This window comes from Brucella sp. NBRC 113783 (genome assembly GCF_040372265.1).
Classification (GTDB): Bacteria; Pseudomonadota; Alphaproteobacteria; order Rhizobiales; family Rhizobiaceae; genus Brucella; species Brucella teleogrylli.
Genome location: NZ_BAABRX010000001.1, coordinates 347,139 through 361,460 on the forward strand (window position 1 = coordinate 347,139; position 14,322 = coordinate 361,460).

The following is a 14,322-nucleotide window of genomic DNA, read 5'->3' on the forward strand; positions in this document are numbered from 1 at the left end:
CCCTATTCGCTGCCGGTCTTCAGTTTGGCTTCCTTCGCGGAGTCGACCCACCATGAGAATGGATCGATGCCCAGATAATCCGGCTGCTTTTCCGGCATGCCGAACTTGTTCCAATAGGCCACATTGATGTGGTCGGAATACCATTGCGGGATCACGTAATAATTCCACAACAGCGCCCGGTCGAGCGCATGGCTTGCGGCCACCAGTTCCTCGCGATCCTTGGCATAGATCACGCGGTCGATCAGCGTGTCGATGGCCGGGTTCTTGATACCGGCATAGTTGCGGCTGCCTTTGAAATCTGCGGCCTTCGAGCCCCACATGTCGCGCTGCTCATTGCCGGGCGAGGCGGTCTGCGCGATGACCGAGGTGATGATATCATAGTCGAAATCATTGACCCGCGCCTGATATTGGGCGGTATCGACGATACGCACCGTGGCATTGATCCCGATCTTGCGCAGGCTCGCCGCAAACGGATTGTAGATGCGCTCGTCGGTCGGATCCTTGCCGAGAAATTCGATGGTGAACGGATTGCCATTCGCATCGACCAGCTTGTTGCCCTGCAATTTCCAACCCGCTTCCGCAAACAGCTTCAGAGCCGTTCGCAGATTATCGCGGGTGGCCTGCGGCGTGTCGTAAACAGGCAGCTTGAATTCCTTGGTCAGCGCATCTGCGGGGAGCGCATCCTTGACCGTTTCGAGAATGGCCTGCTCCGCCGGGGTCGGCGGGCCGCTCAGCTGCAATTCATTGCCAGCGAAATAGCTGTTGATGCGGTTATACTGATTAAAAAACAGCATGCGGTTCATGGATTCGAAGTCGAAAGCATAGGTCAGCGCTTGACGAACTTTCGGGTCCTTGAACTTGTCGCGCCGCGTATTCAGGAAATAGCCCTGCATGCGGCCGACGGCATTATACGGGAAGGACTTCTTGACGACGTCACCGCGCTCGACTGCCGGAAAATTATACTGTTCCGCCCAGCGCTGGGCGCGGTTTTCGTTACGATAATCATACTGGCCGCCCTTCTTGAAGGCTTCCCAGGTTGCATCTTCGTTGAAGTAATACTCGTAGACGACGCGGTCGAAATTGTTGCGACCGACATTCACGGCCAGGTCTTTGCCCCAGTAATCATCGACGCGCGCCCAGGTGATGGATCGTCCCGGCGCAACGCGGTCGATCTTGTAGGCAGAAGAACCCAGCGGAATTTCCAGCGTCGGGCGGCTGATATCGCGCTGTTTGCCCTGCGCGTCCTTGCCCTCCCACCAATGCTGCGGCAGCACTGCGAGCTGGCCCATGATTTGCGGCAATTCGCGATTGCCCTTTTGGCTGAAGTTGAACTTCACCTCGTGGTCGCCGGTCTTTTCCGCGCTTTCCACGTCGCCATAATATTTGTTGTAAAGTGGCGACTGTTTCTTAAGCACATTGAAGGACCAGATCACGTCTTCCACGGTGATCGGCTGACCGTCATGCCATTTGGCGTTCGGGTTGAGCTTGAACTTCACCCAGGAATAATCATCCGGGTACTGAAGCGCTTCGGCGATCAGCGGATACTGTGTCGATCCCTGATCGAGCGAATCTGTCATCAGCGTATCGTAGAGCATGCCGCCGCCGAAGTCTGACAGGCCCGCTGCGGCGACGCCCTGCACGACGAACGGGTTGAGACTGTCGAATGTGCCGACGGCCACCTGATTGAGCGTGCCGCCCTTCGGCGCTTGCGGGTTTACGTAGTCGTAATGCTTGAAATCAGCCGCATATTTGGGCTCGCCGAGCAGGCTGGAAGAACTGCGCCATTGGGGTTCCACGTCGCTCGCATGGCTTAACGACATTGTGCTTGCAAGCATGGCAACCGCAAATGCACCCGCCCAAAACGCTTTCATCCAGTCTCTCCGTTTCTGCTTCGGATCATCTGTATGAGTCTTATGGGTTTTTGCGGAGGAAGAAAGGCACCGGGACAATAAATTTCATCGTCCAAATGAAAAAGCCCGGTTGAAACCGGGCTTTTCGATCATTCTTGCGCTATTAGTTCGCCGGTGCGGCTGGCTTTTCGCCTTCCGGTGCAGGCGCTGCATCCGCAGGCTTAGCATCGACGCCTGCCGGTGCGGCATCAGCGGCTGGAAGTGGAGCCGGGTTGTCGGACAGCGTGCGCAGATAGGCGATCAGATCGGCGCGCTCATTGTCCTTCTTGTCGCCCGCAAAGCCCATGGCCGTGCCCTTGATGAAGCCTTTTGGCGACGTCAGGAACTTGTTGAGATGCTCGAAGTCCCACTTGTTGCCGCCTGCGCCGAATTCCTTCATGGCGGACGAATAGCCAAAACCTTCAACGGAAGCCGCCGGACGGTTCACGACATCCCACAGATGCGGGCCGACCTTGTTTGCGCCGCCCTTTTCGCCGGTGTGGCAGGCAGCACAGCGCTTGAAAACTGTTTCGCCGCGCGCAGGATCGGCGGATTGCAGCAATGTTGCGATGGAAACTTCTTCCTTGGCCGGTGCAGCTCCCCCTTCACCGGTCGACGCTTCCGCCGCTTCGATTATAAAACCGGGCTTTTCCGGTGCAGGCGAATGAAACAGCGCATCGGACAGGATGCCCGTCGTCATGACAACGAAAACCGTTGCCAGAAAAGCCATGATAAACTTGTTAGTCCGGGTTGAATTCATCGCCGGTCAGCGCTCCCTCTACCAAAACGCTCTCCCCGAGAACGCTCTCCTCAGCCGACATGCGCACCTCATATGAGGTTGCAATTCTCTCCGCGGCATCGGGCGGAAACTAGGTCTTTTACCAGGGCGATGCAACACCTATAAGGGTAACCAGACCCGTGACTTTTTGACACTTTTGCAGCATTTACAGTGCGGATAAAACTCCTCGAAAGACGGCCACGATCCGACGAGACAACAAGAGGCGACCATGCTTCAGACCTTAAAGACCCTTACTCTTATTCCGGCAAGACTGGCCGCCACGCGCTTGCCGAACAAGCCGCTGGCCGATATTTGCGGGAAGCCGATGATCGTGCATGTGGCCGACAGAGCCGCCGCCGCCAAGCTTGGGCGCGCCGTCGTTGCGACCGATAGCGAGGAAATTTTTGCCGCCGTCACTGCGCATGGCCACGAAGCCGTCATGACCCGCACCGATCACGAATCGGGTTCGGACCGCATCTATGAAGCGCTTTTGAAGCTCGATCCGGCTGGCGAGTTCGATGCCGTGGTCAATGTGCAGGGTGATTTGCCGACCATAGATCCCGACATAATCCGCAGCGCTCTGCTGCCGCTCGAAGACGGTCCGGCAGATATTGCGACGCTTGGCGTCGAGATTGAGGAAGAATCGGAAAAGACCAATCCGAGCGTGGTGAAGATCGTCGGCTCGCCGCTGGCGGGCAGTTCGCGTCTGCGCGCGCTCTATTTCACCCGCGCCACGGCGCCTTATGGCGACGGCCCGCTCTATCATCATATCGGCCTTTATGCCTATCGCCGTTCGGCGCTGGAGAAATTCGTGAAACTCGGGCCGTCGCCGCTGGAAAAGCGCGAAAAGCTTGAGCAATTGCGCGCTTTGGAAGCCAGCATGCGCATCGATGTCGAAGTGGTGAAAACGGTGCCGCTGGGCGTCGATACGCCCGCCGACCTTGACCGCGCCCGACTTCTTGTCGCAAAGGGTCTTTGACAAGGTCAACAACCAGGAAAGCCCCGCGAGTGAGGGGCGTTTGAGAAAGTACGACGACGATGAAAACCAACCGGATTTCTTTTCAGGGTGAAGCGGGTGCCAATTCCGATACGGCGTCGCGCAACATGTTTCCCGGTATGGAGCCTTTGCCGTGTCCGACTTTTGAAGACGCTTTCAACGCGGTCGAGACCGGCGCTGCCGATCTGGCGATGATCCCGATCGAGAATACGCTGGCTGGTCGCGTTGCGGATATTCATTATCTGCTGCCGCTGGCCGATATGCACATTGTGGGCGAATATTTCCTGCCGATCCATTTTCAGCTGATGGTGCTTCCGGGCGTCAAGCGCGAGGAAATCAAGACGGTTCACAGCCATATTCACGCGCTCGGCCAGTGCCGCAAGGTCATCCGCCAGAACGGCTGGAAGCCGGTCATCGCGGGTGATACGGCGGGCGCTGCCCGTCTCGTCGCCGACATGCAGGACCGTTCGATGGCAGCGCTCGCGCCGCGTCTGGCCGCCGATCTCTACGGCCTCGATATTCTGGAAGAAAATGTCGAGGACGCGGAAGACAATGTGACCCGCTTCGTGGTTCTGTCGAAGGAAAAGCAATGGGCACCACGCCCGGAAAACGGCGAACGCATCATGACGACGTTTGTTTTCCGCGTGCGCAACGTTCCGGCAGCGCTTTACAAGGCGATGGGCGGCTTTGCCACCAACGGCGTCAATATGACCAAGCTCGAAAGCTATCAGATCGGCGGGCGTTTTATCGCCACGCAGTTCTATGCCGATATTGAGGGCCACCCTGAAGACCGCAATGTACAGCTCGCTTTGGAGGAACTCGAATTCTTCTCCAAGGAAGTACGTATTCTCGGCGTCTATCGGGGCAGCGACATTCGCGGCACGCAGTTGCTCGCCGCGGAATAATTCACGAAAATATCGGGCAGAATCAGTTTTCCGCCCATGCCTTGATCAGATGGGTTGCGATGGCGCCGGATGGTGGCACTCGCAGCCCATTTTCATGGGTGCCCGCCAGCATGGTGCGGACTTCATCCTTGCCGAACCAGCGACCGTCTTCCAGTTCCGAGCGGTCGATAGTGAAGTCGTCCGACAGCACTTCGGCATGGCAGCCGATCATCAGCGAATAGGGAAACGGCCAGGGCTGGCTGGCGTGATATCCGACGCGACCAATGGCGAGCCCCATTTCCTCAAGGCTTTCACGACGAACCGCTGCTTCAATCGTCTCGCCATGTTCGATGAAACCAGCAAGGCAGGAATAGGAACCGGCAGCAAAATGCGGGCTGCGCGCGAGAATGCATTTGTCACCGCGCACCGGCAGCATGATCGCCACCGGATCGGTGCGCGGGAAATGCTCGGCGCTGCAATTTGGACATTGACGCTTGGCACCACCGGCGCGCATTTCGGTCTTTGTGCCACAACGCCCGCAGAAACGGTGATTGTTGTGCCAGGCAGTTAGTGCCGCTGCTTGCGCCAGCGCGCCCAGCAGATCGGCTGAAACCAGCCCTTCCATATAGATGCTGCGATAGTCCTGCGCCCGAAACGGTACTTCCAGCGCCTCGGGATCGATGGGGGCCATCAGGGCGACGAGCGGCGTGCCATCCTGCAACCCCAGAAACACCGGCTCGTGCAGATCGGGTGCAAAGTCCCTCGCTTCGCTGAAGCGGAAGAGCGCGCGCGGCGTCTTTTCATCGGTGTAATCGAGCAGAAGCTTGTTGCCGCCCAAAAGCATGACGCGCGTTTCCGGCAGTTCCAGCGCGGTGAAGGCCGAATCGTCCTGACGTTTTTCGGACTGGCGGTCGATGCGGTTGCCACCAAAGCCGACAAAACGGCTCGGTTCTATTTCCGGCAGATCGTAGAGGCGGAAAGCCATGATGCTCTCGAATTGCTGTTGTTGGGAGAATTACAGCGCCGCGCGAATGTCGGCGATCAGCTTGCGGGCGTCTTTTTCGTCATAGGCTTCACGCGTGCCATGGCCCCAGACGGGGCCGGGCCATCCCGCATCGCCCTCGTTGCGGGCAATCACATGCAGATGAAGCTGGCGCACGATATTGCCGAGGGCTCCGGTGTTGATTTTCTGGCACTCGGTCACGGTTTTCAGCGCCTGCGCTACCAATCCGGCCTCGAAGGTAAGAATCGTCTGGTCGAGCGGCGTCAGATCGTGAATTTCTGAAAGATCGGCCCTGCGCGGCACGAGGATAAGCCACGGCCAGCGGCGGTCATTCATCAGTCGCAACTCGCAAAGGCCGAGCACGGCGACGGAAAAAGTGTCGGCATCAAGCCGTTTATCGAGTTCGAACTGTGTCATAAGCTGTTTCCTATCAGTTTTTTTCGTTCTGCGCTTGCTTTTTGCGCTGCGATTGACGATATGCAGCGTGGGAGGTTGGTGGTGGACGAGCCACTCGCCAACCGGGTCAGGTCCGGAAGGAAGCAGCCCTAACGAGCCAGGCACGGGTCGCCGTGCCAGCCTCCCACCTTTTTCTCATTCGCCACTTTTCTTGGCTATCTGGCGGCTGTTGATGAACAGTGTCCGTTGTTGACCTTGCTCATACGTCCGGTCCAAACTGTCGGTCGAGAAAAAAGCGTAACAGGAAGAACGGAAGGGTCGCCATGGATACGAAATCCGCTGGCATAGCTGCCGATGGGGCCTATCGCGTTCTCGCCCGCAAATACCGTCCGCAGAATTTCAACGATCTCGTCGGCCAGGAGCCGATGGTGCGCACGCTCAAAAATGCGTTCGAGACCGGTCGCATCGCGCAGGCCTGGATGCTGACCGGCGTTCGCGGCGTTGGCAAAACGACGACGGCGCGCATTCTGGCGCGGGCGCTCAATTACAAGACCGATACTGTCGATCAGCCGACCATCGACCTTTCCGTGCCCGGCGAGCATTGTCAGGCAATTATGGAAGGCCGCCATGTCGATGTGATCGAGATGGACGCTGCCTCGCATACCGGCATTGACGATATTCGCGAGATCATTGAGCAGGTGCGCTATCGCCCGGTTTCAGCGCGCTACAAAGTCTATATCATCGACGAAGTGCACATGCTCTCTAATCAGGCCTTCAATGGTCTGTTGAAGACGCTGGAAGAGCCGCCGCCGCATGTGAAATTCATCTTCGCCACCACCGAAATCCGCAAGGTGCCGATCACGGTTCTGTCGCGCTGCCAGCGCTTCGACCTGCGCCGCATCGAATCGGGCACGCTGGCGCAGCATTTGCGCCGCATTGCGGAGGCCGAGCAGATCGAAGTCGATGATGCGTCGCTCGCCATGATTGCGCGAGCTGGAGAAGGTTCCGCCCGCGATTCGCTGTCGATCTTCGATCAGGCCATTGCGCATGGTGCCGGTCAGGTCAGTGCGGAAGCCGTGCGTTCCATGCTGGGGCTTGCCGACCGCGCCCGCATCATCGACCTGTTCGAAATGCTGATGCGCGGCGATGTGGCTGGCGCTCTCACCGAGTTTCGCGCCCAATATGATGTGGGTGCCGATCCCTCGGTGGTGCTAACTGATCTGGCCGATTTCAATCATCTGGTAACACGACTGCGCTTCACGCCCGATGTGGCGGAAGATGTGTCGCTGTCGGAAGATGAACGCGTGCGCGGTCGCGATTTTGCGCAAAAGCTGTCCGTGCGCGTGCTGTCGCGCACCTGGCAGATGCTACTCAAGGGCATTGCGGAAGTGGATACGGCGACAAGGCCGGTGCAGGCTGCCGAAATGTTGCTGATCCGTCTGGCCCATGCTGCCGATCTGCCGACGCTGGACGAAGCCTTGCGCGGCCTTGAAAACGGTTCTGTTTCTGCTCCGCGTCCGCAGCCTCCGGGCAATCCTCGCTCCAATGGCAACGGCGCGCCGGAAGCACGTTTCGCGGCCGATGCCGTCGGTTCGGCCTCGATGGCATCCGCCTCGGGCGGTCCGGCCACGGCCATGCGTATCGTGGAAACGGCTCCACAACCGGTTCAGCCGCCTGCTCCGCAGCCGGTCGCCGAGAGTGCAGCGCAGCCTTCCGTGCCGGTCAACAGCCTGAACGACATTGTTGCGATGGCCGACAAGCATCGCAACATGCAGTTCAAGATTCTGGTCAAGAACTGCGTGCGTCTGGCCTCCATCGCGCCGGGACGACTTGAAATCGGCCTGACCGACGATGCGCCGAAATCGCTGCCGAGCGAGATCGCGCAGCATCTTTTGAACTGGACCGGCATTCGCTGGGTGGTGACGGTGGCGCGTGATGTCGCGAGCCAGACGGTTGCCGAAGCGGAAACGGAGCGTCGCGACAATCTTGTCACCGATGCCCGCGCCGATCCGGATGTGGCAGCCATTCTCGCGGCCTTTCCGGGCGCGAAAATCACCGACGTGCGCATTGCCGTGGCGGAACAGAACGATGACGAGGACATTGACCTCGACGCCGTTTCGGAAGTGCCCGGTGTGCCGTCTGAAGACGACTGAATTATTGAAGACTATGGAGTAAACCCATGCGTGACATGATGGGCATGATGAAGCAGGCGAAGGAATTGCAGGCCAAGATGAAGGCCATGCAGGACGAAATCGCCAATCTGGAAGCCACGGCCTCTTCCGGTGGCGGTCTGGTGACGATCACCCTGTCCGGCAAGGGCACCTTGTCGGCGCTGAAGATCGATCCGTCGCTGGCCAAGGAAGACGAGGTCGAAATCCTCGAAGACCTGATCATCGCGGCCCACAACGATGCCAAGGCAAAGCTTGAAGCCGTGATGGCCGAAAAGACGCAGTCGCTGACGGCGGGTCTTCCGATTCCTCCGGGTTTCAAGCTGCCGTTTTAAGGGAGTAGGGGAATAAGGGAATAGGGGAGTATGTTTGGCCGGCTGGTTGCCGCCATGTCGCATATCCCTCATTCTCGTCCCCTACTCACTTATTCCCCTATTCCCTTACTCCCTTACAAAAAATGTCCAAACGAATCGCCGGTCCCGAAATCGAACGACTGATCCAGCTTCTTGCCCGTGTACCGGGTCTGGGGCCGCGTTCGGCGCGCCGTGCGGCGCTGCATCTCATCAAGAAGAAGGAAGCGCTTCTGGTGCCGCTGGGCGGCGCCATGCAGGACGCTGCCGAAAAGGTGCGCATTTGTTCGTGCTGCGGCAATGTCGACACGTCCGATCCCTGCACCATCTGCACGGACGAGCGCCGCGACCCCACCACGCTGATCGTGGTGGAAGACGTGTCCGATCTTTGGGCGCTGGAACGGGCGGGCACGATGAATGTCCGTTATCATGTCCTGGGCGGTCGTCTGTCGCCGCTCGACGGCATCGGTCCTGACGACCTCAATATCAAGGGGCTGGTGGAACGTGTCGCGACCGGCGAAATCAAAGAAGTGATTCTCGCAGTCAATGCGACTGTCGAAGGCCAGACCACCGCGCATTACATTACCGATCAATTGGCGAATTTCGAGGTTCGCGTCACACGGCTCGCTCATGGCGTCCCGGTGGGCGGCGAACTCGATTATCTGGATGAGGGCACGCTGGCTGCCGCCTTGCGAGCGAGAACCACCCTTTAGTTATTCAGGAGAAACATGATGGCAGCAAGCCGTTGGAAGCATGCTTTGAAAACTGCTCTGGGGCTTGTCGTCATTCTTGCTGTTTCTCCTGCCGTCGCAGCGCCCTCCAAGGCGCAGGTCGAAAGCCAGTATCGCAACTGGATCGAGCAAGATCTCTGGCCTGAGGCCAAGGCGGCGGGTGTTTCGCGCGCTACCTTCGATCAGGCCTTTGCCGGTGTGGCCATCAATTGGAAATTGCCGGATCTGGTCATCCCCGGGGAAAAGCCGTCGACGCCGAAAGAACAGAAACAGGCCGAGTTCGGCGCGCCGGGCAAGTATTTCAATGCGAAGACCATGGCCTCGGTCACCAGTGGCGGTCAGGCGCGTTACAGCCAATATTCGAGCCTTCTGAAACGCATCGAGCAGAAATATGGTGTTCCGGGTCCGATCATTGTCGCGATATGGGGCCGTGAATCGGGCTTCGGCACGGTCAAAATTCCCTATAATGTGTTTGAAGTTCTGGGCACGAAGGCCTTTATGGCAACGCGCAAGGACATGTTCCGCAAGGAGCTGATTGCCGCGCTCGAAATCGCCTCGAAAGGCTATATCGACGAAAACGCCATGAAAAGCTCATGGGCGGGCGCGCTTGGCCAGCCGCAATTTATGCCAACCTCCTACCTCAAGCACGCGGTCGATTTTGACGGCGACGGCAAGCGCGATATCTGGAATTCCGTGCCGGATACGCTGGCTTCCATCGCCAATTATCTGAAGCTGCACGGCTGGCAGAAGGGGCGCGACTGGGGCTTTGAGGTCAATGTCCCGCAGAGCGTGTCGTGTTCTCTGGAAGGCCCGGATCAGGGCAAGCCGATTGCCGAATGGGCCAGACTTGGCATCACCCGCGTCAATGGCAAGGCATTTCCATCCAATGAAATGAAGGGCGAAGGTTTTCTGCTCATGCCCGCCGGGCGATTTGGCCCCGCCTTCATCGTGAGCCCGAATTTCTACGTGCTCAAGGACTATAATATGAGCGATCTCTATGCGCTCTTCATCGGCCATGTCGGCGACCGCATTGCATATGGCGCAGGCGATTTCCAGCAGGCATGGGGCAATGTCGGCACGATGTATCGCTCAGATATCGGCGCCATGCAGAAGCGCTTGCAGGCGCAGGGCTATGATGTCGGCAAGCCGGACGGATTGCCGGGCTTCAAGACACGCCGCTCCATCGGCATGTGGCAGGCAAAGAACGGCTTGGCTTCGACTTGTTTTCCGCAGCCTGAACTGCTGCGTCAGATCCGCTAATCATCAATGCACGACTGACAATAAAAATGTTATTCGGTTTCTCATTTTTCTGCTATAAATGTCAGTTACTCATAGAATAATAATTCTTATTAATATGATAGTTCATAACTATATATAGGATAAAGTTCATGAGAGAAGCTGTTCCGGATTATGTTATTCGGTATCTGGAAAACCCTCGCTATCAGATGCTGCCAAAAGGCGGTATGCTCACTCAACATGAATATATCGCTCCACCGGAAGATGGTAGAATTTTCGAAAATACGCGCGGAGTGAAATATTCGGATTTTTCTCATTCTCAAAATATTGGTATATACTTTGATATAATCGATCATAAAAGAAGAACGCCGCGGCTAAATATATACATTCGTACCAGAGAGGTTTCAGTAAAAGGAAAGCCGATTAATAATGTTTATACTAATGGTCCGCGAAAATATTGGGGAGCGGAAAGATTTGCAGAGCTAATTGGGAAATTGAGACGTGAGCATGAATTTGATCACATACGAATGCTCACGGATTATTCTGCTAACGGCGGAGAAAATTCGTTTGCAGCGCAGTTGGCGATTAAAACCGGATTGCCTGTGACCGGTTTTCGGGGGGAAGTTAGGCTGAAGGCTGTAAAAGTTGTTCAACAGGCAGCGATTGGCTTCTCTCCTTATCCCACTCCGATGAATTATCAGAGGCGCTCTGTGGGGGGGGAGGCCTGGCGTCCCACTGCGTTGGCTAAAGATTTTTACCCGACCTTTGGTTCGCGCGGTTTCGATAATATGCCAGAGTACCTTGCCGGAGCATTAGTTATTTAAGATTTTTTTGGAGTATAAGCTATTTTAGTGGCAAGGTTGCGCCCCTCTGTTTTGTCACAGAGAGCACAGTGATGGTATCTATAGTGAGTTTCCATGAAAATGTTACGGTGCAGAGGGTGTGGGTTATATATTATAGAATAATTATAAATTATTATATTTACATAATACTATATATTTTAATTATTCATAGGAAATTTTATTATAGAATCTCGTTTCTGCGGGTGTAAATTACGACATGTAACCGATGTCACTCGGCAGAGTTAACCGTCGACGTAATTAGCCTCAAAAACGCATCCTTAGCTTTTGTATTATGCCGCTCCTTCTGAGTGATAAGTAGAAACTGGCGCTGCGGCAGAATGAAGTCCGCTTTGACGAGCGTTCCTGCGGCAAGATGCGGGGCAGCGACCAGTTCCGATATGGCGGTGAGGTAGTCGCCGGAACGCACGGCTGAACAAATGGCCTCGTTGGAGGGCAGTTCCAGCGCCACATTCAACCGCGCGGGGTTATAGCCGTTGGCGCGCATGGCATCTTCGAAAACACTGCGCGTACCTGATCCCTGTTCGCGCAATATCCATTTTCCTTCAAACAGCCGGTCCCACGAGAGGCGTCCCGCTCCTCTCCATGCGTGGTCAGGGCGCGTGACCAGAATAAGCTGATCCGTCGCCACCTTGCTTATGGAAAGCGCCGGCGCCTGCACGGAGCCTTCCACGAGGCCGATATCGGCGGCGCCTTCCTGCGTTGCCGCGGTCACGCTTTCCGTATTTCCCACTGTCAGCCGCACCTCGACCAGCGGAAAGGCGCTGTGAAACTGTGCCAGAAAGGGCGGCAACCAATAGCTTGCGATGGTCTGGCTGGCATGGATGGAGAGAATGCCACGCTTGCCGCCACCGAATTCAGATAGCATACGTTCGGCAGAACGTGCGCGCGCCAGCGTTGCACGCGCTTCATCCAGAAACAGCCGTCCGTCTCCGGTCAGTTCGATACGACGTCCGATGCGGTTGAATAATGTCGCACCATAGCGCTCTTCGAGGGTGCGGATTGCCGAGCTGACGGCCGAGGGCGTCAGATGTAGAGCCTCGGAGGCGCGGGTCAGATGTTCCCGCTCCGCCACTTCAATGAAAATACGCAGTTGTTCCAGGGTCATAGCGTTATTCGTTCGATTATATCGAATGAAATATGCCATATAATGAAATGGATTGAACAGGGGAAATCGGGCATCAGATCGGAATGGAATTCTCTTTCGATATGAAATGCCGATAATGACATACTCAAAAATCCAGAACATTCTGCCCGGACTTGCCCTCAGCGTCGGTGTCGCCGCGATGGCGATAGGTCTCGAGAAGATCGAAGTGCATTATGCGGGCAGAGCATGGCTGGAAGCGCTGGTGATTGCCATTCTGCTTGGCACGGCGGTGCGGACTTTCCTGCGTCCGGGCAAACAGTTCAGCAAGGGCATCAGCTTCTCGGCAAAGATGATTCTGGAAATCGCCGTGGTGCTTCTCGGCGCTTCGATCAGTGTCAGCGCAGTGATCGCGGCAGGTTCGGGCCTTATTCTCGGCATCGCCTGCGTGGTCATTCTTGCGATTGGATTGAGCTACGGTATCGGGCGGCTGCTCAAGCTGCCGCATCGCATGGCGGTGCTGGTGGCTTGCGGCAACTCGATTTGCGGTAACTCGGCCATAGCGGCAACGGCTCCGGTCATCGGGGCCGAAAGCGAAGATGTTGCCGCCTCCATCGCTTTTACGGCGATCCTCGGCGTGGTTGTCGTGCTGTGCCTGCCATTGCTGGTGCCGCTTCTCGGCCTGTCGCACACGCAATATGGCGTGCTGGCGGGGCTGACGGTCTATGCTGTGCCGCAGGTGCTGGCTGCGACAGCTCCGGTCGCCGCCATCAGTGTGCAGTTGGGCACGCTGGTCAAGCTGGTGCGCGTGCTGATGCTCGGTCCGGTCATTCTGGCGCTGGCGGTTCTTGCCGGTAATAAAAACGCGGATGCAAAGCCGGGCTTTTTCCAACTGGTGCCGTGGTTCATCATTGGCTTTCTTGGAATGATGGCGCTGCACTCGTTGCACCTCATCCCAGAGGCACTCCTCCCCGGCATTCAATATGCGTCGACGCTTCTGACCATCATTTCGATGGCAGCGCTCGGTCTTGGTGTAGATGTACGGTCGGTAGCGCAGGCTGGCGGGCGGGTAACGCTGACGGCGGTTCTCTCGCTGCTGGCGCTCGGCATCATCAGCCTCGGACTGATCCATATGCTCGGTGTCGTGTGACGGAAGCAGCCCCGCCTCGATGCGAGGACAGGGCTGTTTCCTGATCTCAGGACAATGTTCAATCAGAACTTATAAGCGACGCCGAGACGAACTTCGTTTGTCGACAGCTTGCCACTGCCACCAACGCTGGTATTATCAAAATTGTAGTTGTGCTTGTTGAAATCGGTGTAACGATATTCAACGCGGGTGACGATATTGTCGGTCACAGCGTAATCAATACCGCCGCCGATGGTCCAGCCGGCCTGTGTTTTCGATTCCGACAAAAGCTTCTCGCCTAGAACATGCAGCTTGTCTTCGATATTGCCGAACGCCACGCCGCCAGCGATATAAGGCAGGAAACGGTCAACGGCGTAACCCACGCGCGCGCGGGCTGCCCCAGACCAACGCAATTGCGTTTTGCCTGATGCGAGATCTCCGACAGATTCGGTCTTGCCAACCGCTGTGCCAGTGAAATCGCCATCAACGCCCAAGATAACATTTGTCCCGGTATCAATATTATACCCGGCATAAATACCGCCGAGGAAACCGTCCAGTTTTCCTATGGAGTTATAGGACGGTCCGACCGTGTATTTGGTATTTGCCCATCCGTAGCCGACCTGCCCGCCGATATAAGCGCCGCCCCAGTTGAAGGGAGTGGCAATCGGGACTGCTGGTGCAACAGGTGCCTCGGGAACAATGACGTCTGCGGCATAGGCATTCGTGGCGATCAGAGCCAAAATGCCAGACGCGATCATGGAAAATCTTGCACCCAATATATTTCTCCTAAATATAACAAAGCAAATGTAAGTAACATCCG

At 56.6% G+C, this 14,322-nt stretch carries 14 protein-coding genes and 1 other RNA gene; 9 read left to right on the forward strand and 6 right to left on the reverse strand.

Annotated features, from left to right (window positions below; all coding sequences use genetic code 11):
• Nucleotides 1-2: 2 nt before the first annotated feature.
• Nucleotides 3-1,871, reverse strand: a complete 1,869-nt coding sequence (locus ABWW11_RS01645; protein WP_109368063.1) for an extracellular solute-binding protein — start codon at nucleotides 1,869-1,871, stop codon at nucleotides 3-5.
• Between the two features lie 142 nt (nucleotides 1,872-2,013).
• Nucleotides 2,014-2,649, reverse strand: coding sequence for a c-type cytochrome (locus ABWW11_RS01650; protein ID WP_319080578.1), 636 nt, complete (start codon nucleotides 2,647-2,649; stop codon nucleotides 2,014-2,016).
• 247 nt (nucleotides 2,650-2,896) lie between these two features.
• On the opposite strand from ABWW11_RS01650, the gene ABWW11_RS01655 reads away from it, so the two are divergent.
• Nucleotides 2,897-3,646 (forward strand): 3-deoxy-manno-octulosonate cytidylyltransferase, encoded by a 750-nt coding sequence (locus ABWW11_RS01655; protein WP_109368065.1) that lies wholly within the window; start codon nucleotides 2,897-2,899, stop codon nucleotides 3,644-3,646.
• A 59-nt stretch (nucleotides 3,647-3,705) separates the two neighbouring features.
• Nucleotides 3,706-4,569: a prephenate dehydratase gene (locus ABWW11_RS01660; RefSeq protein ID WP_109368066.1), complete on the forward strand. Its 864-nt coding sequence runs from the start codon at nucleotides 3,706-3,708 to the stop codon at nucleotides 4,567-4,569.
• A 22-nt stretch (nucleotides 4,570-4,591) separates the two neighbouring features.
• On the opposite strand, the gene nudC is transcribed toward ABWW11_RS01660, so the two are convergent.
• Nucleotides 4,592-5,533, reverse strand: coding sequence for an NAD(+) diphosphatase (nudC, locus tag ABWW11_RS01665; RefSeq protein WP_109368067.1), 942 nt, complete (start codon nucleotides 5,531-5,533; stop codon nucleotides 4,592-4,594).
• Nucleotides 5,534-5,563: 30 nt separating this feature from the next.
• Nucleotides 5,564-5,968 carry an HIT domain-containing protein gene (locus tag ABWW11_RS01670; protein ID WP_109368068.1) on the reverse strand — a complete coding sequence of 135 codons (405 nt, stop codon included), beginning with the start codon at nucleotides 5,966-5,968 and terminating at the stop codon, nucleotides 5,564-5,566.
• A gap of 70 nt (nucleotides 5,969-6,038) precedes the next feature.
• Here ABWW11_RS01670 and ffs point away from each other — a divergent pair.
• The 6 genes from ffs (at nucleotide 6,039) to ABWW11_RS01700 (ending at nucleotide 11,256) form a co-directional block, all read left to right on the forward strand.
• Nucleotides 6,039-6,135, forward strand: an RNA gene (gene ffs / locus ABWW11_RS01675) — signal recognition particle sRNA small type.
• A gap of 135 nt (nucleotides 6,136-6,270) precedes the next feature.
• Nucleotides 6,271-8,100 (forward strand): DNA polymerase III subunit gamma/tau, encoded by a 1,830-nt coding sequence (locus tag ABWW11_RS01680; RefSeq protein WP_121537024.1) that lies wholly within the window; start codon nucleotides 6,271-6,273, stop codon nucleotides 8,098-8,100.
• Between the two features lie 26 nt (nucleotides 8,101-8,126).
• The gene (locus tag ABWW11_RS01685) at nucleotides 8,127-8,450 is read left to right on the forward strand and encodes a YbaB/EbfC family nucleoid-associated protein (protein ID WP_078337775.1); all 324 of its coding nucleotides are present in this window, start codon (nucleotides 8,127-8,129) and stop codon (nucleotides 8,448-8,450) included.
• A gap of 122 nt (nucleotides 8,451-8,572) precedes the next feature.
• A complete protein-coding gene (gene recR, locus ABWW11_RS01690) occupies nucleotides 8,573-9,178 on the forward strand; it encodes a recombination mediator RecR (protein WP_109368070.1) in 606 nt (201 codons plus the stop codon).
• 18 nt (nucleotides 9,179-9,196) lie between these two features.
• Entirely contained in the window at nucleotides 9,197-10,456 is a 1,260-nt protein-coding gene (locus tag ABWW11_RS01695; protein WP_109368071.1) for a lytic murein transglycosylase, read from the forward strand.
• A 128-nt stretch (nucleotides 10,457-10,584) separates the two neighbouring features.
• Nucleotides 10,585-11,256, forward strand: a complete 672-nt coding sequence (locus tag ABWW11_RS01700) for a hypothetical protein (protein WP_146200191.1) — start codon at nucleotides 10,585-10,587, stop codon at nucleotides 11,254-11,256.
• Nucleotides 11,257-11,503: 247 nt separating this feature from the next.
• Here ABWW11_RS01700 and ABWW11_RS01705 read toward each other — a convergent pair whose 3' ends face one another.
• Nucleotides 11,504-12,400: a LysR family transcriptional regulator gene (locus ABWW11_RS01705; RefSeq protein ID WP_109368073.1), complete on the reverse strand. Its 897-nt coding sequence runs from the start codon at nucleotides 12,398-12,400 to the stop codon at nucleotides 11,504-11,506.
• Nucleotides 12,401-12,506: 106 nt separating this feature from the next.
• On the opposite strand from ABWW11_RS01705, the gene ABWW11_RS01710 reads away from it, so the two are divergent.
• Complete coding sequence (locus ABWW11_RS01710; protein ID WP_181376064.1) at nucleotides 12,507-13,526, forward strand: YeiH family protein; 1,020 nt, start codon at nucleotides 12,507-12,509, stop codon at nucleotides 13,524-13,526.
• Between the two features lie 62 nt (nucleotides 13,527-13,588).
• Here ABWW11_RS01710 and ABWW11_RS01715 read toward each other — a convergent pair whose 3' ends face one another.
• Entirely contained in the window at nucleotides 13,589-14,260 is a 672-nt protein-coding gene (locus ABWW11_RS01715) for an outer membrane protein (RefSeq protein ID WP_109368075.1), read from the reverse strand.
• Nucleotides 14,261-14,322 lie beyond the last annotated feature (62 nt).

Bases quoted from the DNA above. Each gene is read 5' to 3' on its own strand.
- ABWW11_RS01645 (WP_109368063.1), bottom strand. From the start codon at position 1,871: ATGAAAGCGTTTTGGGCGGGTGCATTTGCGGTTGCCATGCTTGCAAGC.
- ABWW11_RS01650 (WP_319080578.1), bottom strand. From the start codon at position 2,649: ATGAATTCAACCCGGACTAACAAGTTTATCATGGCTTTTCTGGCAACG.
- ABWW11_RS01655 (WP_109368065.1), top strand. From the start codon at position 2,897: ATGCTTCAGACCTTAAAGACCCTTACTCTTATTCCGGCAAGACTGGCC.
- ABWW11_RS01660 (WP_109368066.1), top strand. From the start codon at position 3,706: ATGAAAACCAACCGGATTTCTTTTCAGGGTGAAGCGGGTGCCAATTCC.
- nudC (WP_109368067.1), bottom strand. From the start codon at position 5,533: ATGGCTTTCCGCCTCTACGATCTGCCGGAAATAGAACCGAGCCGTTTT.
- ABWW11_RS01670 (WP_109368068.1), bottom strand. From the start codon at position 5,968: ATGACACAGTTCGAACTCGATAAACGGCTTGATGCCGACACTTTTTCC.
- ABWW11_RS01680 (WP_121537024.1), top strand. From the start codon at position 6,271: ATGGATACGAAATCCGCTGGCATAGCTGCCGATGGGGCCTATCGCGTT.
- ABWW11_RS01685 (WP_078337775.1), top strand. From the start codon at position 8,127: ATGCGTGACATGATGGGCATGATGAAGCAGGCGAAGGAATTGCAGGCC.
- recR (WP_109368070.1), top strand. From the start codon at position 8,573: ATGTCCAAACGAATCGCCGGTCCCGAAATCGAACGACTGATCCAGCTT.
- ABWW11_RS01695 (WP_109368071.1), top strand. From the start codon at position 9,197: ATGGCAGCAAGCCGTTGGAAGCATGCTTTGAAAACTGCTCTGGGGCTT.
- ABWW11_RS01700 (WP_146200191.1), top strand. From the start codon at position 10,585: ATGAGAGAAGCTGTTCCGGATTATGTTATTCGGTATCTGGAAAACCCT.
- ABWW11_RS01705 (WP_109368073.1), bottom strand. From the start codon at position 12,400: ATGACCCTGGAACAACTGCGTATTTTCATTGAAGTGGCGGAGCGGGAA.
- ABWW11_RS01710 (WP_181376064.1), top strand. From the start codon at position 12,507: ATGCCGATAATGACATACTCAAAAATCCAGAACATTCTGCCCGGACTT.
- ABWW11_RS01715 (WP_109368075.1), bottom strand. From the start codon at position 14,260: ATGATCGCGTCTGGCATTTTGGCTCTGATCGCCACGAATGCCTATGCC.